This window comes from Sphingopyxis sp. NFH-91, from assembly GCF_021401285.1.
Classification (GTDB): domain Bacteria; phylum Pseudomonadota; class Alphaproteobacteria; order Sphingomonadales; family Sphingomonadaceae; genus Sphingopyxis; species Sphingopyxis terrae_A.
In genome coordinates this window covers 973,665-993,494 of sequence record NZ_JACBGA010000001.1, presented here as the reverse complement: position 1 = coordinate 993,494, position 19,830 = coordinate 973,665, and the positions used below count along the sequence as shown (strand labels likewise).

General features: G+C 60.1%; 17 protein-coding genes and 3 pseudogenes. 8 read left to right on the top strand and 12 right to left on the bottom strand.

Annotation, left to right across the window (positions count from 1 at the left end; genetic code table 11):
- Together L0963_RS04905 and L0963_RS04900 are read right to left on the bottom strand one after the other, a co-directional pair.
- Nucleotides 1-922, bottom strand: a pseudogene (locus L0963_RS04905) (helix-turn-helix domain-containing protein); the annotation flags it as partial.
- A 52-nt stretch (nt 923-974) separates the two neighbouring features.
- Entirely contained in the window at nt 975-1,763 is a 789-nt protein-coding gene (locus tag L0963_RS04900) for a class I SAM-dependent DNA methyltransferase (RefSeq protein ID WP_217372514.1), read from the bottom strand.
- A gap of 233 nt (nt 1,764-1,996) precedes the next feature.
- Between L0963_RS04900 and L0963_RS04895 the strand changes: the two genes are divergently transcribed.
- The 5 genes from L0963_RS04895 to L0963_RS04875 are packed head-to-tail and all read left to right on the top strand — an operon-like array spanning nt 1,997 to nt 5,551.
- Complete coding sequence (locus L0963_RS04895; RefSeq protein ID WP_217372515.1) at nt 1,997-2,383, top strand: MbcA/ParS/Xre antitoxin family protein; 387 nt, start codon at nt 1,997-1,999, stop codon at nt 2,381-2,383.
- Between the two features lie 3 nt (nt 2,384-2,386).
- Complete coding sequence (locus tag L0963_RS04890; protein ID WP_217372516.1) at nt 2,387-3,067, top strand: RES family NAD+ phosphorylase; 681 nt, start codon at nt 2,387-2,389, stop codon at nt 3,065-3,067.
- An 8-nt stretch (nt 3,068-3,075) separates the two neighbouring features.
- Nucleotides 3,076-3,813 carry an endonuclease/exonuclease/phosphatase family protein gene (locus L0963_RS04885; RefSeq protein WP_217372517.1) on the top strand — a complete coding sequence of 246 codons (738 nt, stop codon included), beginning with the start codon at nt 3,076-3,078 and terminating at the stop codon, nt 3,811-3,813.
- Nucleotides 3,814-3,836: 23 nt separating this feature from the next.
- Nucleotides 3,837-4,523, top strand: coding sequence for a hypothetical protein (locus tag L0963_RS04880; protein ID WP_217372518.1), 687 nt, complete (start codon nt 3,837-3,839; stop codon nt 4,521-4,523).
- A complete protein-coding gene (locus tag L0963_RS04875) occupies nt 4,520-5,551 on the top strand; it encodes a hypothetical protein (RefSeq protein ID WP_217372519.1) in 1,032 nt (343 codons plus the stop codon). Before L0963_RS04880 ends, L0963_RS04875 begins: the two co-directional genes overlap by 4 nt.
- Here the strand turns inward: L0963_RS04875 and L0963_RS04870 are convergent.
- Nucleotides 5,494-6,711 carry a tyrosine-type recombinase/integrase gene (locus L0963_RS04870; protein WP_217372520.1) on the bottom strand — a complete coding sequence of 406 codons (1,218 nt, stop codon included), beginning with the start codon at nt 6,709-6,711 and terminating at the stop codon, nt 5,494-5,496. The two genes, L0963_RS04875 and L0963_RS04870, sit on opposite strands and share 58 nt — an antisense overlap.
- Before the next feature lie 184 nt (nt 6,712-6,895).
- Between L0963_RS04870 and L0963_RS04865 the strand changes: the two genes are divergently transcribed.
- The 3 genes and pseudogenes from L0963_RS04865 to tnpC form a co-directional block, all read left to right on the top strand.
- Nucleotides 6,896-7,117, top strand: a complete 222-nt coding sequence (locus tag L0963_RS04865; protein ID WP_137871680.1) for a hypothetical protein — start codon at nt 6,896-6,898, stop codon at nt 7,115-7,117.
- Nucleotides 7,118-7,604: 487 nt separating this feature from the next.
- Nucleotides 7,605-8,162, top strand: a pseudogene (locus L0963_RS19865) (transposase); the annotation flags it as partial.
- Between the two features lie 22 nt (nt 8,163-8,184).
- A pseudogene (gene tnpC / locus L0963_RS04850) lies at nt 8,185-9,350 on the top strand (IS66 family transposase); the annotation flags it as partial.
- A gap of 189 nt (nt 9,351-9,539) precedes the next feature.
- Here the strand turns inward: tnpC and L0963_RS04845 are convergent.
- From L0963_RS04845 to L0963_RS04805, 9 genes are read right to left on the bottom strand one after another with little or no spacing between them, the layout of a single operon-like run.
- Complete coding sequence (locus L0963_RS04845) at nt 9,540-10,535, bottom strand: alpha/beta fold hydrolase (RefSeq protein ID WP_039575348.1); 996 nt, start codon at nt 10,533-10,535, stop codon at nt 9,540-9,542.
- Nucleotides 10,535-12,169 (bottom strand): flavin-containing monooxygenase, encoded by a 1,635-nt coding sequence (locus tag L0963_RS04840; protein ID WP_054588684.1) that lies wholly within the window; start codon nt 12,167-12,169, stop codon nt 10,535-10,537. Before L0963_RS04840 ends, L0963_RS04845 begins: the two co-directional genes overlap by 1 nt.
- The gene (locus L0963_RS04835) at nt 12,166-13,779 is read right to left on the bottom strand and encodes an acyl-CoA synthetase (RefSeq protein ID WP_054588685.1); all 1,614 of its coding nucleotides are present in this window, start codon (nt 13,777-13,779) and stop codon (nt 12,166-12,168) included. The genes L0963_RS04840 and L0963_RS04835 overlap by 4 nt, the downstream gene beginning before the upstream one ends.
- 58 nt (nt 13,780-13,837) lie before the next feature.
- Nucleotides 13,838-14,929 carry an acyl-CoA dehydrogenase family protein gene (locus L0963_RS04830; protein WP_054588686.1) on the bottom strand — a complete coding sequence of 364 codons (1,092 nt, stop codon included), beginning with the start codon at nt 14,927-14,929 and terminating at the stop codon, nt 13,838-13,840.
- A complete protein-coding gene (locus L0963_RS04825; protein WP_054588687.1) occupies nt 14,929-16,149 on the bottom strand; it encodes an acyl-CoA dehydrogenase family protein in 1,221 nt (406 codons plus the stop codon). Before L0963_RS04825 ends, L0963_RS04830 begins: the two co-directional genes overlap by 1 nt.
- Before the next feature lie 7 nt (nt 16,150-16,156).
- Nucleotides 16,157-16,618 (bottom strand): Zn-ribbon domain-containing OB-fold protein, encoded by a 462-nt coding sequence (locus tag L0963_RS04820; RefSeq protein ID WP_054588688.1) that lies wholly within the window; start codon nt 16,616-16,618, stop codon nt 16,157-16,159.
- Nucleotides 16,615-17,805 carry a thiolase C-terminal domain-containing protein gene (locus tag L0963_RS04815; protein WP_054588689.1) on the bottom strand — a complete coding sequence of 397 codons (1,191 nt, stop codon included), beginning with the start codon at nt 17,803-17,805 and terminating at the stop codon, nt 16,615-16,617. The genes L0963_RS04820 and L0963_RS04815 overlap by 4 nt, the downstream gene beginning before the upstream one ends.
- Before the next feature lie 24 nt (nt 17,806-17,829).
- Entirely contained in the window at nt 17,830-18,972 is a 1,143-nt protein-coding gene (locus tag L0963_RS04810) for an NAD(P)H-dependent flavin oxidoreductase (RefSeq protein WP_054588690.1), read from the bottom strand.
- Between the two features lie 44 nt (nt 18,973-19,016).
- The gene (locus L0963_RS04805; protein WP_039575369.1) at nt 19,017-19,757 is read right to left on the bottom strand and encodes a FadR/GntR family transcriptional regulator; all 741 of its coding nucleotides are present in this window, start codon (nt 19,755-19,757) and stop codon (nt 19,017-19,019) included.
- Nucleotides 19,758-19,830: the final 73 nt, after the last annotated feature.

Here is a 19,830-nt window from a genome sequence, read left to right as displayed (position 1 = left end):
CCGGCGCGCATGGTGGTGCAAAGCTTCCAGGCGATGACATAGCGGGAGAAGTCGTCGAGCACGGTCGACAGATACACCCAGCCCCAACCGATGATTTTGAAGTAGGTGAAGTCGGTCTGCCTCATCTCGTTCGGCCGCGTCGTCTTGGTGTGGAACGCATCGGCCGCCTTGATCACGATGAAGGCCGGGCTGGTGATCAGGTCATGGGCTTTCAGAAGCCGGTAAATCGTCGATTCCGACACGAAGTAGCGCTTCTCGTCGGTAAAGCGCACAGCCAACTCGCGGGGCGATAGCTCGGACTCGTCCAGCGCCATCTCGACGATCTGCTGCTGGATATCGTTGCCGATGCGATTCCACACCCGGCTCGGCGCCGATGGCCGATCCTCTAGCGCCTCCGGCCCGCCTTCGAGGTAGCGGTCATACCATCGATAGAAGGTCCGGCGGGGGATGCCGAGCTGGTCCAGCGTCCGCTTGGCGGGCAGATGTGACTGCTCGACGATCCTGATGATCTCGAGCTTCTCAGATGCGGGATACCTCATTCTTCGTCGCCCCCATCCGCGATCATGCTTTTTTTGAGCAGACGGTTTTCCAGCGTCAGGTCGGCCACGCATTCCTTCAGGGCACGGGTTTCGCGGCGCAGATCGTGCACCTCGCCGGTGGTCGCAGCTCGGGCGGTATCGCCGGCCAGACGACGCTTGCCCGCTTCCATGAACTCCTTCGACCAGATGTAATACAGGCTCTGGGCGATGCCTTCCTTGCGGCACAGCTCGGCGATGCTGTCTTCGCCGCGCAGCCCCTCCAGCACGATCCTGATTTTGTCCTCTGCAGAGAAGTGCCGGCGCGTCGCACGCCGTATGTCCTTCACCACCCGCTCCGCTGGGGCCTTCGGCGCCGATTTTTTCAAGGAGGATTTGGGCTTCATCTTCGTTCCTTCGTCACTACGACGAAGCCCAAATCCTCCTTAAATCACAACCTCAAATCTGTGCCATTGGCGCTGACGGCGGACACTCGAAATCCTCGATGCCGTGGAGCACCAGGTTCATGCGCGCGATGGCTGCCGTTGTGAGGTTCTTTTCCTGACCGAAGATCTTCCCGTAGAAGGTTCTCGGGTCGCCGCCTTTCCGCTCGACATGCTCGATCGCGGCCAGAAGCATGCCGCCCGTCCCGCAAGCCGGATCGTAGATGCTTTCACCCTCCTGAGGATCCAGCAGCTCGACCATCATCCGGACCACACTGCGCGGCGTGTAGAATTCTCCCGCCTTGTTGCGGCGGGTAACGTCGGCAAATTTCCCGACAAGGTATTCGTAGGCATCGCCCAATACGTCAGTATCGACCTGCGAATTCCCGAGCTCGATCTCGGAGAACCCCTCGATGAGATCCTTCAGGAGCTCGTCGGAGAACTTCTCCTTGTTGCCCCAGTCAGCGGTGCCGAAGACGCGGAAGAGTGTATCAGGATTGGCGCGCTCGATTTCGCGCATCGCGTGCAGAAGCACGGCGCCAACATTGGAGGAAGCCTCGCGCACATCATTCCAGTGGCACCCCTCAGGCACCTGAAACCGATGGATCTCCGGGAAATGCGACGGATCAGCTTCACCGTAGAGCTCGCCCGCCTCCGCAGTCTCCTCATTCCAGACATCCGAAATCCGTTTGAAGAAGAGCAGCGGGAGAATGTACGCCTTCCAGTCAGTCCGATCGACGGCCGAACCGCGAAGCGTATCGGCGGCATTCCATAAGGCCGACTTGATGTCTCGCTCGCCGCTCAAATTGCCTTTTCCATTTCAGTCACTTGCAACATTCTTCCAGTCATCTCCAAACTCGCCGCGCAACTCAAGCGCAATTGCACCAGCCTGACTTACTTTCACCGACCATCGCGGCGGCCGCAGCCTGCCAGGCTTTCCTGAGCTCAAATTGCACTTAGCACCTTTCCGTTCATTTTATAATCACTAATTGACATTTGGATCATAATTCGTACATTGACGAAGAAGGAGATAGTGGCATGGCATCTGCAAAACCCGTCGCCGCGTCGAAGCGCAAGGACCTGACCGGTCCTGCCTTGCGGACCTTCTTTCGCATTGCCGAAGCCTGGGGCCTCAAGGAAACCGAGCAGATGAGCCTGCTTGGTCTCGACAAGCGCTCAACTTTCCAGTCGTGGAAGCGCGGAGCGGTTGCATCGATCCCGAAGGATGCCCTGGAGCGGATTTCCTATGTCATGGGTATTTACAAGGCGCTGCAGATCCTGCTGCCCAGGACAGCCAATGAGTGGGTTCACAAGCCAAACAAGATTGCCCTCTTTGGTGGTCGACCAGCGATCGAGCGAATGACCTCGGGAAATGTCGCCGATCTCTTCGTCGTGCGCCAGTATCTTGATGCACAGCGCGGTTAATCGGTGACCATCCCAACCAGCGAAACCAACTGGCAGCCTTGCTACCGCATCATCCCGAGCCGATTTCCGCCGATTGGCCTGTTTGAAGACGTCGCTGATCCAGCCGATCTGGACGCTGTCTTCGAGATCGAAGCCATGACCAATGACCGACTCCGAGAGGAGGTCGGCAACCTGCAGCTGGTTCCTGAAGAAGATCGGGTGGCAGGGCCCGGCACTTCACCCATCATGGCCGCCTTCACGCATCTCAACCCGCTGGGCGACCGCTTCACTGATGGTAGCTTCGGCGTCTTCTATGCCTCGCTCGCTCTGGAGACAGCGATCGCCGAGACCACCTATCACCGCGCGAAGTTCATGGAAGCAACCGATGAACCCGCGCAGGAGCTCGACATGCGGGTCTATGCGGTCGATCTCAAGGCGACGCTGCACGACCTTCGTGGCATGCGCGAGAGCCATCCCGAATACTATCATCCCACCGATTACGGCATGTCCCAGAACCTTGCCCGCGACCTTCGGGAAGGAGGATCCGATGGTATTGCCTATCAGAGCGTTCGCCACGAAGGCGGCGAGTGCGCAGCTGTCTTCCGGCCGCGCATGCTATCAAACTGCCGCCAGGAGCGGCACATCTGTTACATCTGGGACGGAAGGTCGATCACCGACGTCTATGAAAAGAGGGAACTGAGCTGACCACGCAGATGAACCTGACCGTTGCCACCTGGAACCTCGAATGGGCTCCGGCTCAATCGGCGAGAGGGCGAGAAATGCGTGAGCGCCTCGCGGCCTGCAAAGCCGACGTCATCTGTGTGACCGAAGGCCACGCGGACAACTTGCCCAAAGGTGGCGACATCATCGAAAGCGAGGCAGATTACGGCTACCAGCTGCGCGAAGGCCGCCGAAAGGTTATCCTCTGGACAAGGCACGAGTGGGATCGGCGTGACGCCATTGGTTCAAAGCATCTACCGCCCGGCCGATTTGCGGCTGGCACGTTGAGCCTTGAGAGCGCCGAAGTCAGAGTCGTTGGGGTATGCATTCCCTGGTCTGCCGCGCATGTCTCAACGGGACGCCGCGACCGCACGCGATGGCAGGATCATCTCGACTATCTTGATGGCCTCGGTGCCCACCTCGCAGACGAGGCAGAGACAGACACCATCGTGCTCGGGGATTTCAACCAGGCAATTCCTCGATTCCGGCAACCCGTGCATGTCGCGCAGAGCCTTGAGACCAATATCCTGAACCACGGGATGACGCCGATCTCCAGGGACACGTTGTGCGAGAAGGGCCTGCCCCTCATCGACCATATTTGTGTGTCGCCTGGTCTGACGGGAAAAGTGACTGCGCAGTTTCCAAAGCGTGACAAGCAGTTGCGGCTGAGCGACCATACGGGGATAGTCGCTGTTATTGCGCATGCTTCTGATGATTCTGCGAATGGTTAGGCGATGAGGAGAACCAATCTGCAATGAAGCTCTTTGCTCGCCTGTTTGTAGATCACCGGTTCGAAGAGTGGGCTTCAGAGCAGACCCTGCTCGCTGCACGCATACTCAATCAGGCCGCCGCTGATCTCATGCTTCATGCCGAGGAGGATCTGAAGACCGCCAGGTGGAAGGACGGTTTGATCGACCCGAATGCCTTTCTCAAAGACAGGATTGCTCCGCGCATCAGAGCCGTTGGCGAGCCCTTGGCACTTATGCTGATTGAAGAAGCCAACCAGGCTCTCCAATTGCTCGCCAGCGAACGTGCCCTCTGGAGCCGGAACATCGAAGACGCCCCTACGAGCGGCAATTCCTTCGAAAGCGCAGGTGATATTGCAGCGGCAGTCATTCCCCTGGGCGCAGGTACTGCCGCCGCAGCTGCGCTCCCCTACGTCGCCATAACAACAACGACCGCCTATTTCGGGCTCGTCACCACAAGTGCCATCAGCTGGCCCGTTGTGGTGGGTGGCGGCGCTATTGCAGCTCTCGGAATTGCTACCGGTGTAGTGGAGGGCAGCCGCCTCTGGTCTAAGGTTGAAGCACGGCTAAGGCGAAAGAATCGAGATTTTATCGTGGCTGCCTTGTTGCAGGGCACCGAAGAGTGCCCCTCGATCCTTGAACAACTGGCCTCCGAATATCAACGGACTGCCGAGCGAGCTCGATCGTTCGCATGACGATCCTTGCCAATGTGCTCCTTCGGGAAGTTCCCGCCGAGCTCCTCGCAGGAGTCGGTACAGGCGATTACCAGGTCTTCGGCTCCATCATCCGCTCGACAACATCCGGGCGGATTGTCGGACACCTCCAGGAAACCTCGGCGCTAAGCAATCTAGTTGCTCAAGGCCCCCTCGCACCACTCAGCCTGGTCGGTGATGCCGTATCTGCGGTCCAGAATGAACAGATCAAAGCTGCCATCGGGGTAGTGCAATCGCTTCAGGTCGCCAATCTTGCGCTTGGCGCTGCGGCCATAGGCGTCTCGGTCGCGGGCACCGGCATCCTCATGCGAAAGCTCTCGCTCGTCGAGACCAAGATCGATGCGTTGCAGCCTGCCCTGGCAAGATTGAGCGCCGATATTCGGGAACTGCGACAGGAGCGCATCGCCGAGGATCTTACCCGGCTTTCAACGCTGCTCGCCCAGCTGGAAGAGTGCTGGAACTTGTCGCAACCAGAGATCGAATGGCGCGCCATCGCTCGCGAAGCCCATTTTCTGGCGGACAACTTCAAGCGCCGGGCATTAGAGGTCCAGCGGGAAGGAAATGATCCGCTTGCTGCCCTCCCGTTCCTTGATGCCTTCGCGCTCGCCTCGATGACGCGCGTTTCGTCACGGATGGCATCTGACGACATGCTGGCAGCATTTGAGGCTGCCAATGGAAGCGCCACTGAGCTCGTTGAAATGGGACGTGGTATTCAGCTTGCACCCCTGGTTCTCGAGAGGGCACTTCGCTCCAACGAGGCTATGGGAACGGCTGACTGGACCGCGCAGATTGATGAAATCGAGGCAGACCTTCGACCACAAATCGACCTCCTCCGCCAACGCGAAGCAGCTGCCGCCTCGAGCGTCCTCACCCTTGATCATCTGCGCTCGGCTGGCATTTCCGGACGCGAGTGGCTTGAGGCAGCCCGCAGCGAAAAGCAAAGCCCGCTTCTCTACTTGCCTTTGGATAGCCGCGAGGCTGCCGCGGCCGATTTTAGCTCGTCGAGATAGTCACTCCACCACTGCGCCATCTCAATGCGCGTATTCCAGTACTGCGCCTGGTTATAGATACGCCTGATCGCGTTGGCATCGAGATGTGAAAGACTGCGTTCGACCGCATCGGGAAACCATTTCTCGGCTTCGTTCAGAAGTGTCGAAGCGGTCGTTCGGAAACCGTGGCTGGTGACCTCTTCCCCACTAAAGCCGAGACGGCGAAGCGCCTGATTTGTCGTATTCGCGCTTATCGTTTTACCTCGAGCGTGAAACGATCTGAAAACAAAGTCTCTTCGCCCGTGCAGCTCGGCCAACTCAAGCAGCATTTCCTTCACCTGGCGTGACAGGGGGACGCGATGCTCAAATCTGTTCTTCATGCGTCCTGCTGGTATGAGCCACTCTGCCTTGTCGAAATTGAATTCCTCCCATCGCGCCAGACGGAGCTCGCCCGGTCGCACGAAGACGTGCGGAAGAATTTTCAGAGCATAACGAGTCGAGGGGTAGCCATCGTAATTATCGATGTCGTCCAGCAAGACCCCCAGTCTCTGAGGATCGGTAACTGCGGCATAATGCTTTACCGCAGGCACCTTGAGGGCGCCCTTCAAGAGGTGCGCGGGATCGCTCTCGCACCTCTGTGTGAAACAACCGTAGCGAAAGACGCGGCTGGCAAATGAACGCGCCCTGTGTGCGCTTTCTCGGTGCCCTCTGTCTTCGATCTTCTTGAGCGCCGCAAGCAGCTCGGTCGACTTGATCGTTGCGATAGGTCGGCGACCGAGGTCAGCTTTCAGCAGTTCCAGGAACCAGCGATTCTTGGCAATCGTTGCTGGCGCGAGCCCATCTGACTCTCGTTTTGCTATGAACTCTTCAGCGACATCCTGAAACAGATTGGCTTCATTGAACATCGCTGCGAGCTTCGTCTCACGCCTTTGCTGAACGGGATCTTCCCCGCGCGACATGGCCAGCTTGGTTTCGTCGCGTTTGAGACGCGCTTCCTTGAGTGAGACAAGAGGAAAGGCTCCGTAGGAAAGCTTCTTCTCCTTCCCGTTGATTCGCAGCTTGTGCTTCCAGAGCTTCGAGCCATTTGGTCGGATCAGCAGATACAGGCCTCCACCATCGCTGAGCTTGTACTCCTTATCCCTCGGAATTGCCTGGGTTATTTGGACATTGCTCAGCGCCATGGGGGCCTCGTTTGCGAAAATCCCGCCAGTTTGGCCCCTGTTTGGGGGCCTGGGCCCCCATATTGGCCCCTAAAGGCCCCCGATTGGTACCGAATAGAGCCGAACACTGGCGAGTGATCAGGCGTTGAAAATGGCAGATTTCTGCGGGTTACGCAACCATTCGCGAGCAGTGCTGAATGAGTAAATGGTGCCCAGAAGAGGAACTGAACTGGGCATCAAAGCGGCGGAAATCCGATGCAATCAACAACGAGATACCGCTGAAACCATCATAGAAACCATCACAAAATTTGGCAAGGGCTGGACGATATCGGAAGCCGATTTTTGGTTGCAAATTCGCTCGCGATCGCAGTCGCAGCTTTTCAAGCTCGCCGGCAGAAAAATCGCCGACCGAGTAATCATTTTATGAGCGTCGAATTCGAGCTGGCAACTTGCTAGCTATTGCGGCCCAGTCCTGTTGACGAGGCCAATAAGGTCGAGACCACGCGTTCGAGTTCGGCCAGTGCGGCAATTGCCCCCATTCCCAAGAACGACCGCGCGCGCCCGGCGCTGGCCAACGGGCCGCCTTGCGCCGATCGCCTCAGAGAGTTGCCGCACATCCGCCAAAGGACGACAAATGGAGGCTTTGAGCGTCGATCATAACGGTCGAGTTCGCGCCTCGCGCTGTCGCCCGGGTCGTCTTGCAACTATGTACGGTGCCCTTCCGACCAGGCCAAAACAAATCCCATAGCTCAATCCCAGAGCCCACGCGGGTTCCCCCATCAGAGGCTTTCGTACGCTAAAGCGCCCGAGCCCTTCGCGTTAGGATGTGGATTAGCGCCAGAATGGGGCTCTGACTCACTTTTGGTGCAAGTGCGTTGATAGTGGCGAGTTTTTCCCCGAAGGAGGAGATCGCCATGCATGGGAGAGGTTTTCGCGAAGCCATTGCGCCAACAGGATTGGTGATCGACAAGGTCGAGTATGCCGCCGATCAGATACGGATCACCCGGCGATCCCGATTTCGAGTTTCGATTTACCCGAACTGCTGCCGCCCATCTGCGCGTGTCCACAGTCGATATCACTGTACACTCGCCGATCTACTCTCTCATGGCCGACCGGTTCGGATTACTCTTGTCGCCCGGCGTTTTCGCTGCGCCACATCCCGCTGCACCACGCGGATCTTCGTTGAACGCTTTCCTCCAGATGTGACTGCAACATTTGCCCGGCGTACGGCCCGCCTGGATTCTATCGTACATCACCTTAGGCTGGCGCTGGGTGGGCGTCCGGCGGCCAGCTTGGCGCGCCGCCTTGAGGTGTTCATCGGCGCGGGCAAGCGGCGGGAGTGGCCGCCCGAGGTGGAGGCCTCGATTGTCGCGGAGTGCTATTCGGGCCGCAAGGGCGTCAGTCCTGTGGCGCGCCGGCATGGGCTGGATCCCTCGCAGCTATACGCCTGGCGGCGGGATTTGCGTAAACAGCTTGAGGCCGAGGGTGTGATCCTGCCATCGGCACATTCGGAAGATCGGCGAGGATGTGGCCGAGCGCCTCGATGTGGTGCCGACCACCTTCCGCGTCCTGGTCACCCGGCGGCCGCGTTATGGCTGCCGTTCGTGCGAGAGCGCGATCGTGCAGGCTCCGGCGCCAGCGCGGATCATCGAGGGCGGTACTCCCACCGAGGCACTGATCGCCCAGGTGCTGGTATCCAAGTATGCCGATCACCTGCCGCTTTACCGGCAGGCCCAGATATACGCCCGGCAGGGCATCCGGCTCGACCGATCCACTTTGGCCGACTGGGTCGGGCGAGCGGCCTGGTATCTGCGCCCCTTGCGTGACCACATTCTCGACGAGCTACGACGATCCGAGCGGTTGTTCGCCGACGAGATAACCGCCCCGGTCCTCGATCCGGGCGCGGGCCGACCAAGACAGGACAGCTCTGGGCCTATGCTCGCGATGATCGACCATGGGGCGGCTGCGATCCGCCGATCGTTGCCTATGTCTATGCGCCAGATCGCAAGGCAAAACGCCCTCACACGCACCTTGGTGATTTCGCGGGCATCCTGCAGGTCGATGGCTATGGCGGCTACGCCGCGCTCGCCCGGCGGCGCCAGCAGATCCGGCTCGCTTTCTGCTGGGCGCACGTCCGCCGCAAGTTCTACGAACTGGCCGACACGTCGCCGGTCGCCACCGAAGTGCTGCGCCGCATTGCCTTGCTCTATGGTGTCGAGGACGAGGTGCGCGGTTCACCCGCCGAGCAACGCTGTGCCGCTCGGACCGAACGCAGCCGCGTCATCGTCGGTGATCTTCATCAATATCTTGCCGCCCCTGGCCGCCAAGTCAGCGCCAAGAGCAAGCTCGGCGAGGCGATCCGCTATGCGCTCACCCGCTGGGATGGACTGTCCCGGTTCATCGACGACGGCCGCATCGAGCTCGACTCCAATACCGTCGAACGCTCGATCCGCCCCCTCGCATTGAATCGCAAAGATGCCCTGTTTGCCGGTTCCGACGAAGGCGGCGACAACTGGGCGGTGATCGCCACGCTCATCGAAAACTGCAAGATCAGCGGCGTCAACCCGCACGGGTGGATGACCCAGACCCTCGTGAAACTTGCCAACGGTCATCCCGCCAACAATCTCGCCCAACTCATGCCATGGTCCACCGTGGCCTGAAAACACCGGTTACATGCTTTCGCTGCTTGGCACTGTTTCGCCTTCCCGTTCTATCTGGTGCGGCGCGAACGATGGCTTGAACGCCGCAACGGCATGGCCGGCGAACGCTGAGTGGCAGCTCCCTTTCCCGGCAGGCAAGGTCTGGCAAGCACCGCACCTGCGGGAACCCGGGGCGAAGGACAACCAGGATCAGGCTGCAAGTGGCGGTGCAGTGTGCGTATCCCAAAGGGCAAGAATGCTGCGGAGTGCGGTTACAAAGGCCAAAGGCTGATCGAGCATCAGATGGTGACGGGCTTCAGGCACCGCGATGATCGGAATGTCACCTCCACCCAGCTCGCGGACGTATTCGGCCGATTCCGGGGTGAAGAGTTGGCTCATACCGCCGTGCACGATGGCCTTCCGGCCCGGTGCCTGCACCAGACGCTCGCCCATGGTGAGCCATTCGTTGGGCTTGTTGCTCCTCCGAAAGACCTCGGTTGAAAACTTCCACGTCCACTCGTCTCCATCCTGTCGCAGGGAATGATAGGCCATGTAGTCCAGAAGGAATGGCTCGCCGACCGGCTGGGGCGGGGAAAGGATGTACCGCTTACGTGCCGTTTCATAGCAAGGATAACGCTTGCTGGGCTTGTCCGGATCGCCGGAACCAGGGCTTGACCGCCTGAGGTTCCAGTACTCTTCCAGGAGAGCGGGCCGCATGATCATGAGATCGCAAACCACCACTCCGGCAAAGGCCTCGGGCCACTGGGTCACGGCTGTCAGGGCTGCGCCCGACCCGAAGCTGTGCGCGATGATTGTCGGCTTTTGGCCATCCGCAAACATATTCAGCGCCTCGGCAATCTCGCGAAACTCGCCCCCTCTCGCCAAGAGGTCGGCGCGACCACGCATGTCGCTGTCGCCCATGCCGGCCAGATCAAACGCCACCACGTCATAATCTTCTGCCAGAAACGGTGCAATGAAGGCAAAGCAGCGCGCATGTGCCAGAAAGCCATGGGTCATCAATACCTTGGGCTTGCTGGGGTCACCCCAGCGGAAATAGTGCGCCTTGGCCCCATCTATTTCCACATAACCTTCTTCGCGGGGCACCTTGAGCGCCGACACGAACCATTCGGGCAGATGTGAGCCGTCGCCAGCCCAAACAGGATCAATGTCCACTGGAAAGTCACTTATTCTGAACATCTCATTCATCAGGTTGCGCTGTCCTTGTTCGCTGGTGTGCTGGCGGCAAAGCCGCGGTAGGCATCGCGTGCCACATCGCCGCAAATCGCAGCATAGGTCGACACGCTTGGAAAATTGATGAGTTGGCGCTTCTTACCCGGGATGTTTGCGCCCATGTACCAGGAGTCCGCTTCGGGAAAGAGCGTCATAGCGCCAACCTGAGCGACCATTTCGGTCCAGTCCGCCTCTGCTTGCGGATCGGCGTCGAAAAGATCGTAACCGTTGTTTCGCAGCCAGACCATGAAATCGCAGATCCAGTCGCCCTGCATTTCCGCGCTTGTCGGGCCGTTGGAAAAACCCGAGGGGCTCAGGGGTCCGTAAGCGAACAGCATGTTGGGGAAACCCGATACCGCCATTCCCAGATAGGCGCGCAGCCCGTTGTCCCAAGCTTGCGACAGTAACAGGCCGCCCCTGCCGGTGATGTTCATGTCGATCAACCCGCCCCGCCCCGCGTCGAAGCCGGTGGCGAAAACGATGAGATCGCATTCGACCTCGCCGTCTGCGGTTGTGATTGCGTGCGGCCCGACACGGGTGATCGGGTTTGCCTTCAGATCAACCAGCGCAACATTGTCCTGCGCGAAAATCTCGTAATATCCCTGTTCCAGCGAAGGTCGCTTCGTGCCGAACGGATGCGGCGGTTCGGATGGGGCGAGTTTCTCGGCCAGATCGGGATCGGCGATCCGCGCGCGAACCTTGTCGCGCCAGAAATCGTAGGCGTGGCGATTGGCTGCGCGATTGGTAAGCAAGTCGGCGAAGTTGTGGTACCAGAACCTCAATCCGCCTCGCTGCCATAAATCTTCGAAGTGGGCATTGCGCTCAATCTCGTCGACTTCGAGCGCCGAGACTTCAAGTGACTGGCTTTCAAATCCTCCGCTCGTCTGCCTGCGCTGTTCGAAAAGGGCAGGATAGCTGTGCTTTTCGCGTTCCTGATCCTCCCGCGTCAGCCGCTCCTGCCGCATCGGCAGGGCCAGGATCGGGGTTCTTTGGAACAGGATCAGCGCTTCAGCCCGCTTGGCTGCTTCTTGGGCGACCTGCACACCGCTCGCTCCGGTTCCGATCAGGGCAACTTTGCGCCCATCGAGATCAATACCCTCCTGCGACCAGCGCGCCGTGTGGCACCATTCGCCCTCGAAATCCTCAATGCCCGGAATGTCGGGGATATACGGCTTCGACGCAAAACCGAGGGCTGGGAGCAAGAAGCGTGTCGATACGGATTGCCCGCCCTCAAGCTGTAGATTCCATAGTCCCCGCCCTGCATCAAAATCGGCGCTTTCGACCCTCGATCCCATCCGCATCAGCGGCCAAAGGTTCAGCGTATCGCAGACATGGCGGAAATAGGCCCTGAGTTCTTCCCAGCCGGGAAAGCGCTCACTCCAAGTCCATGTCCGCCACACTTCGGGGATCGAGAATTCATAGAGCGGAATCTGCGAATCCACGCGTGCGCCGGGATAGCAATTCCAGTGCCAGATGCCGCCCGGATCGGTCGCAGCATCGACCAGCAGCACGTTGAACCCGGCGTCCCGCAACTTGTGGAGCAAGTAGATCCCGCTGAAGCCAGCACCGATGATCACAGCGTCATAATCGGGCGAAGTCTGATTCGTCATGAAGCGGCAGTCAGGCTCTCGGCAATTGCCTTCGCCGTTGCATAGTCGGCCTTGCCGTTCGATGCGCGCAGGGGGATCTTCGTTGGATATATGGCCTTCGGTGTTTTGTAGCCTGCCAACTGCCCCCGCACATGATCCTTGACGGCTTGCTCGTCGAACGCAACGTCGCCGCTGAGGTGGACGACGGCGGTGACGGCCTGACCCCATTTTTCGTTTGGCACGTCCACGACCAGCGCGTCACCAATCGCGGGATGGGTCTTGAGAATCTCCTCGACTTCCTCGGGGTAAACTTTCTCGCCAGCAGTGTTGATGCAAACGCTGCCACGGCCCAGCAAGGTCAGGCTGCCATCGGCCTCGACCGTGCACCAGTCGCCCGGAATCGAATAGCGGACCCCATCGATTGTGCGGAAGGTCTTGGCGGATTTCTCGGGATCCTTGTAATAACCCGCTGGGATCGCACCCATGAGGGCGATAAATCCCGGTACGCCGCTTCCCGGCGTCACTTTCTGGTCGTTTTCATCAAAGACATGACAGAATTCGCCAATCGCAAATTTCGCGGTGTTGGTGCCCCCTTGCGCGGTTGTGATGGAGCGGCCGAAGCCGAGCCCTTCGGAAGCGCCGAAGCTGTCCATCAGCACCACCTGGGGGATATGCTTGCACAGCCCAGCCTTGACTTCCTTGCTCCACATCACGCCGGATGAAACGATGGTGACGAGGCTGCTGGTATCCCAGCGGCCGGGATTCCGGTCCAGCGCCTGCAGCATTGGCTTGGCAAAGGCATCGCCCACAATTGCGATGCTTTGCACCTTATGCTTATCAACTGTTTCCCACAACTCCGTCGCATCGAAGGACGAGTCTGCGAGTGTAACGATGGCGCCGCCCGACATAAGTGTGCCGATCGCGGTGATGAAGCCGGTCCCGTGCATCATCGGGCAGGATGGCAGGGTGCGGTTGCCGGGCCCTTGACTTGTGATCAACGCGACGTGTTCTTCGAGTGTCTGAGGAACGGGGGCGAGCAGCTTCTGGGCCTCGAGCTGTGCTTTGCGCATTTGGTCGTGATGCCACATCACGCCCTTGGGCATGCCCGTCGTGCCGCCGGTATAGATGAAGAGCTGATCTTCGGGAGAGCGCACTATGCCGAGCGCCGATCCGTCGCCTTCTTGCGCGAGTGTTTCGTAAGGGATCGCAAAAGGCGCGATTTGCGAAGCCTCGCCAATTTCCACAAAGGTGTGAACCTTCTCGAGCCGATCCTTGAGCTCGACGATACAGTCGCGGAATTCCGAGCTGTAGACGATCACTTCGCTATCGGAATCGTCGAAGATATAGAAGACCTCCTCGGCGACATAGCGGTAATTGATGTTCACATGGATCAGGCGCCCCTTGAAGCAGGCTGCCATCAACTCGCCATATTCGGGTCGGTTGCGCATATAAAAGGCAACCTTGGCCCCATTGCCGGCTCCGCGCTGCCGGAGCGCGCGGGCAACATTGTTCGAACGTCCCGACATTTCGGGCCAGGTGATGATCCGGTCGCCGTGTATCAGGGCCGGCGCATCCTTTGGCATGACGGGCTCGATAGCGTCGAGAATGTCGCCGAGATTCCAGTCGATCACATTAGTTCCCCTCTCCGAACGGGGTGGCGGCTTTGGCGCACTTCCCTTGGAAGAAACATCACGCAGCTTTGGTCCAGCCCTGAAGTGCCGCAGCCTCCGCCCGGACCGCTTCTGGCCCACCCAGAACCTGCCGGTCGAATCCGATCCGTTTGAACCAGTAATGCAGGCCAAGCAGGTCGGTGAATCCCATTCCGCCGTGCACTTCGGTGGAAGTGCGTGCGACAAATCGATAGACCTCGGCCGTGTGCGATTTGGCATGGCAGGCAAGCAGTGATGCCTCATTCGGCACCGCGTCGAAGGCGTGGGCGGCGTACCAGACGAGCGAACGGCACGGTTCATGCCGCGCGGCCATCTCGGCGCACATATGCTTTACGGCCTGGAAACTACCGATCAGGCGGCCGAACTGTTCGCGCTGACCAGCATAATCGACAGCCCTTTCGATCATGGCCTGACCTGCGCCAAGGCTGTCTGCGGCGAGGATCACGCGGCCCGCATCGCGCAGCCGGGCCACTGTAGCTCCGCCATCGTCAGCCAGTGGTTCCGCTTCGTCCCCGTCAAACCGCAATTCCCCGACGCTACGGGTGCGATCGATGGTCGTCAACGCGATAGCTTCCAGCCCGGACGCCTTGGCACCGACAAGGTGCAGCCTGCCACCGGAATCGGCGACGACGTAGGCATCAGCTCCTTCGAAATCGAGCGCGAACAGGGCGGTGCCGTTGAGCTTCCCGCCGGCAGAGGAAACTCCCGCGCCGTCGCGCACCTCGATCGTCTCGGAAATCGCGACACCGACACGCGCCTCGCCGCTCGCTATCTTTGGCAGCCAGTGGGCCTTTTGCTCCTCGTTGCCAGCTTCGCGCAAGGCGATCGGTGCGAGAACCTGACTGGCGAGAAACGGCACCGGTGCGACCGCATAGCCAAGCTGTTCCGCCACCACCGCCGCGTCGAGCAAGGTCATGCCGAGCCCGCCATGCTCTTCGGGGACGAGCATTCCGGCAACGCCCAGATCGTGGAGGGCGCGCAACACCTGGTCGCTCAACGGATTGTCCCGCTCCGCACATTCGCGGACGTGACTGAGCGGGCTGGTATCGGCGAGGCACCGCGAAACGGCGTCGCGCAACATCTGCTGGTCCTGCGAAAGTCCAAAGTCCATCAGTCTGCTCCCTGCTTCTGTCGCGCCATGTCCGCGGGGTTCGGCTCACGTGGCATTTCAAGGCCGCGTTCGGCGATGATGTTCTTCTGGATCTGAGCGGTCCCGCCGCCGATGATGAGACCGAGTTGGAACATATAGTTCCATTGCCACGCCCCGCCGTCCCGCTCACGCGGGCTGTGGTGATAGAGTATGCCCAGTTCGCCCATGGCGTCGATTGCCAGCGCGGATATCTGGTGAGCGAGTTCACAGCTTTGCAACTTGACGATCAGCTTCGCCATGCCGCCCGGCTCTCCCCTAAGGCTGTTCGAAAGGATGCGCATCCCATTGTATTTCATCGCCGCTACTTCGGCCTGAAGTGCCACTAGCCGGTCGCGCAGTACCGGATTGTCGATCGCGCGACCCTGGCCCAAACGCTCTTCCTGCATCAGTGCGATCAGCGCCTGCAGCCGGTTTTCGAGCGCGTCGGGATCGCCCAGCATTCCGCGCTCATGGCCTAGGGTTGCGTTCGCGACGAACCAGCCCTGGCCCCGCTGGCCGACGATCTGGTGCATGGGGACGCGCACATCGGTGAAGAACGTCTCGTTGAACTCGGCGTGACCGGTCATCGTCTTCAAGGGGCGAACCTCGATGCCCTGCGTGTCCATCGAAAAGATCAGGTAGGAAATGCCGCCATGTTTGGGTGCGTCAGGTTCGGTCCTGACCAGGCAAAAGATCATGTCGGCCTGCTTGGCGGTGCTGGTCCAGATCTTCTGGCCATTGATAACAAATTCGCCGTTTTCGATGTGCGCGCTGGTCTTGAGGTTGGCTAGGTCCGACCCGGCACCGGGTTCGGAATAGCCCTGGCACCATACGATATCGCCTTTCAACGTGGGTTCGATCCAGCGCCGTTTCTGTTCCTCGGTGCCGAGTTCAAGCAGGGTCGGCACGAACATCGAGATTCCCTGATTAGAAAGCCCGCCCGGCACCCTGGCCCGCGCAAATTCCTCTGCGATGATGCGCGATTGGAGAATGTCCGGCTCCGCTCCATAGCCTCCATACTCCTGCGGGATCGTTCGCGCGGTATACCCATGCTCGATCAACAGCTTCTGCCATTCGACTGCCTTGGACGAAGGTCGGGCCGCCCGGTCAGCAGAAGGCGGCGCGAGATGGCGGTGCGCTTCGATGAAAGCCCGCACTTGCTTGCGGAAGACATCGTATTCGGGCCCGTAATCAAGATCCATGACGCTTCTAACTTTCACGCAGGCGGAAAACAGGAAGGCGGAAGTCCTCACCGATCAATTCGAATTCCACTTCCACCGGAAGGTCGAGCGCTAGGCGCTCGTGATCGCAACCAATCAGGCGCGTGGCCATGCGTACGCCCTCTTCCAATTCCACCACCGCCGCCACGAAGGGAATTTCGTCGGCAAAAGCCGGGTGGAGGGCCTGGTGGGTAACGGTCCAGGAAAACAGCGTGCCCTTGCCACTGCTGCGTTCCCAGGAGAATTCCGGCGAGCCGCACTTTGCGCACATATAGCGCGGTAGGTGGCGGAAGCAGCCGCAGCCGCCGCAGCGCTGGAAATAGAGATTGCCGTCTTGGCACCGCTTCCAGAATTCCTGCTCAACCGGGTCTTGCGGGCGAGGTCGCGGTTTGGGCGGCGCAACCTGCGCGGAGGGCCGCATTTTGGGAGGCAGATCGCTCTCGCTGCTCATGCAAACCTCCTGAGAATGGCAATGCTTCCATCGCCAAGGTCACCCCAGCCGGTCACAAGACCAGTTTGGGCTCCCAGCACCTGGCGCTCGCCGCAGTCGTGACGAAGCTGGCGCACTGCCTCGACCACGTGGTTGAGTCCCCAGACATGCGCCTCACTGAGCAAGCCGCCATGGGTGTTGATCGGATAGCGGCCACCCAGCTCAATCTGGCCATTGGCGACGAATTCGAACTGTGCACCCGGTTCGCAATAGCCCATCGCTTCCAGTTGCAGCAGAACGACATAGGTAAAGCAGTCGTAAATCTGCAGGAAATCCATGTCCTCGCGCTTGACGCCCGCCATGTCGAAAGCGCGCGGGGCAGCATAGCTGAGGCCAATCTTGAAGGGATCGGGCCGCGAGGGGATGTCGTCGGCGGGATAGGGGTGGCCTTCCGCGGCACCGGCGATGCTGACGGGCACATGCGGCATATCCCTGGCCCGATCCATTCGCGATATGACTACCGCGCAGGCGCCATCGGTTTCAAGGCAGCAATCGTAAAGGCGGAAGGGCTCGGATATCCAGCGCGCCGAATGATAGGTTTCCGCGTCGAGTTCGCGCCCATAGGTAAAGGCGCGCGGATTCAACTGCGCGTGACGCCGGCAGGCTAGCGCTACCGCTGCCATCGCATCCGCGCCCACGCCGTAAAGCTTCGAGTGACGGGTCGCCAGCCAAGCATACATCTGCACCGGCAGGAACACACCATAGGGGATGTAATAGCCCTGGATGGTATTGGTCAGCGTGTTCATGTTCATCGCCCGAGTGGGCGGGGCACCCGGCTTGGGCCTGAGGGCGGAATAGCCGTTCCAACCGAGCGTCACCAGCACGTGATCGCAAAGCCCGCTGGCGATCGCCATTGCCGCGTTCTGCAGCGCCGTCGTCGGGCTGGCGCCGCCCATGTGAACGGTGGCCGCATAGCGCAGCACATCAATGCCGAGATTGGCGGCCATTTCCTCCGAGGTCGTATAGATCGGCGGCGGCACCATGCCGTCGATGTCGCAAGGTTTCAGCCCGGCATCTGAGATTGCGCGGCGCGAGGCTTCCAGCATCATGTCCACCGCGGTCCGTTCGGTGCCCTTGACGAATGCGGTTTCGCCCACACCGGTTATGGCGGCCTTGTCGGCAAAGGATAAGGTCTGCGAAGCGTTCATACAGCGTACCCGTCTTGCCGCAATTCAGGAATAGAATCTGGCATCGGCCAGCGCCCTTTCGGCCCCTTCGACAAGATCGCGCATGACCTCTGCCGCTGGACGGATCGAATGGATCAATCCAATTCCCTGCCCCGCGAAGCCGGGCATGATATCCTTGCGCTGAGCCTTTATGCCCGAAGCCATGACCGGCCCTGAAATCATCGACTGGTAAGGCATCGGAAGCGGCTCCTTGCCCGCCGCAACCCAAGCATCGGCCCATTTGTTGCGGATCATGCGCGCAGGCTTGCCGGTCAACGAACGGCTAACGACGGTATCTGCATCGCCGCCGTCGGTTATTGCTTCCTTTTGGAACCGTTCAATCCCTGCCTCTTCGGTTGCCAGGAACGCCGTTCCGACCCACGCGCCCAGAGCGCCCAGCATCATCGCTGCGGCGACTCCGCGGCCATCGGAGATTCCACCTGCTCCGATCACGGGAACCCGATCGCCCACCGCGTCGACTACCTGCGGAATCAGCGAGAAGGTTCCGATCGGGGAGTTGTGCCCGCCGCCATCGTGGCCCTGCGCCACAATCATGTCGATGCCGGAATCGACCACCTGCTGGGCGTGCTTGACCTTGCCGATCACCGCCATGACCCTGGTGCCATTGGAATGAAGGCGGTCCATCCACGGTCCGGGATTGCCGAGGCCGGCGGCATAGACTGGCACCTTTTCCTCGATTACCACTTCCATCTGCGCCTCGAAAAACTCCCGCGTGAACAGCTGCGGACCGCCCTTGCCCATTTCCGGCGCGCCAGCCGCGCGCATGGCCATTGCGGCATCCACTTCGGGCAGATCCTCGCGTTCCATGAAATCGCGGGTGAACTGCTGATATTCGCCAAGCAGTGCCATCGGGTTTTCGAGCGAGGCGCCGCTCTGCGGTGCCGAACCGCGCCTGACGGAGGCAGGCAGAAGGGTGTCGACCCCAAATGGCTTATCGGTCAGTTCGCGGGTCTGGCGGATCCAGCTGCGCAACTGGTCTGGCGAGCAGGCCGCAGCGCCAAGAACGCCAAGTCCCCCGGCATTCGATACTGCGGCCGCGAGCGCGGGGACACTCGCCCCGCCCATTCCGGCCAGAAGGATCGGGTATTCGATCCCGAGAATTTCGCATATGCGGCTCTTGAGTGCCATCGTAATACCCTCTCCATCCAGCGCCACCCACCGGCGCCCGTTTTTTACGTCTGTCCCCACCTGACCTTCTGGGACACAAGCTCAGGGCTTCTCTGTGCGAGATAGGAGGCGGAGCCCGCCACGAGACGCGCCATAGCCTGCCGCGCTCCTTCGGCATCGCCCTTGCGCACAGCTTCAAGGACGCGGCGCAAGAAACGCAACTGGACCGCACGCTCTTGCGCCGAATACCCCAGCGAGAGCGAGAATTCGCGGGTAAGCATATGCAACGCGGAAGTCAGAAGGCCGAAAAGCGGATTGCCGCTGGCCCAGCCGAGCATATCGTGAAAACGGCGATTCAGTTCCTCGAACTGGCTGCTCGCTTCGTTTCGCTCCAGCTCTTTGAGGCAATCGGCAAGTGCGCTCAGATCACCCGTGGTCGCGCGCTGGGCGGCATAGGCTGCAACATCCGCCGCAATCGCTTCGCGCAATTCGAGCAAGCCCCTCAAGTCCGCCTCCATGAAATGCAGGATCAGCGAGAGGCTGTTTGCGAAATCGCCAGTCTGCGGGCGAGCGACCACCGGCCCGCCACCGCGACCTAGTTGAAGATGGATAACGCCTTGGAGTTCAAGGAAGCGAAGCGCTTCGCGCAAGGTCGCTCGGGCGACATCGTATCGCGCAAGCATTTCGTCCTCGCGCGCCAACCTGTCGCCCGCAACATGCGCCCCGGCTTCGATATCGCGTACGATGTCCTGCGCAAGCGTGAGCGCACGCTTGGCCTTCCTCGAATCATCGACCTTCGGTTGCATCACTGGGAATCGCTCCTCTGATAAAACCTTATAAGAGTTTATCGGATGGCATGTCCAGCATCAGTCTATGAAG

Coding starts and splice junctions, on each gene's coding strand:
- L0963_RS04895 (WP_217372515.1), top strand. CDS start 1,997: ATGGCATCTGCAAAACCCGTCGCCGCGTCGAAGCGCAAGGACCTGACC.
- L0963_RS04885 (WP_217372517.1), top strand. CDS start 3,076: ATGAACCTGACCGTTGCCACCTGGAACCTCGAATGGGCTCCGGCTCAA.
- L0963_RS04880 (WP_217372518.1), top strand. CDS start 3,837: ATGAAGCTCTTTGCTCGCCTGTTTGTAGATCACCGGTTCGAAGAGTGG.
- L0963_RS04875 (WP_217372519.1), top strand. CDS start 4,520: ATGACGATCCTTGCCAATGTGCTCCTTCGGGAAGTTCCCGCCGAGCTC.
- L0963_RS04870 (WP_217372520.1), bottom strand. CDS start 6,711: ATGGCGCTGAGCAATGTCCAAATAACCCAGGCAATTCCGAGGGATAAG.
- L0963_RS04865 (WP_137871680.1), top strand. CDS start 6,896: ATGGTGCCCAGAAGAGGAACTGAACTGGGCATCAAAGCGGCGGAAATC.
- L0963_RS04845 (WP_039575348.1), bottom strand. CDS start 10,535: ATGAATGAGATGTTCAGAATAAGTGACTTTCCAGTGGACATTGATCCT.
- L0963_RS04840 (WP_054588684.1), bottom strand. CDS start 12,169: ATGACGAATCAGACTTCGCCCGATTATGACGCTGTGATCATCGGTGCT.
- L0963_RS04830 (WP_054588686.1), bottom strand. CDS start 14,929: ATGGACTTTGGACTTTCGCAGGACCAGCAGATGTTGCGCGACGCCGTT.
- L0963_RS04825 (WP_054588687.1), bottom strand. CDS start 16,149: ATGGATCTTGATTACGGGCCCGAATACGATGTCTTCCGCAAGCAAGTG.
- L0963_RS04820 (WP_054588688.1), bottom strand. CDS start 16,618: ATGAGCAGCGAGAGCGATCTGCCTCCCAAAATGCGGCCCTCCGCGCAG.
- L0963_RS04815 (WP_054588689.1), bottom strand. CDS start 17,805: ATGAACGCTTCGCAGACCTTATCCTTTGCCGACAAGGCCGCCATAACC.
- L0963_RS04810 (WP_054588690.1), bottom strand. CDS start 18,972: ATGGCACTCAAGAGCCGCATATGCGAAATTCTCGGGATCGAATACCCG.
- L0963_RS04805 (WP_039575369.1), bottom strand. CDS start 19,757: ATGCAACCGAAGGTCGATGATTCGAGGAAGGCCAAGCGTGCGCTCACG.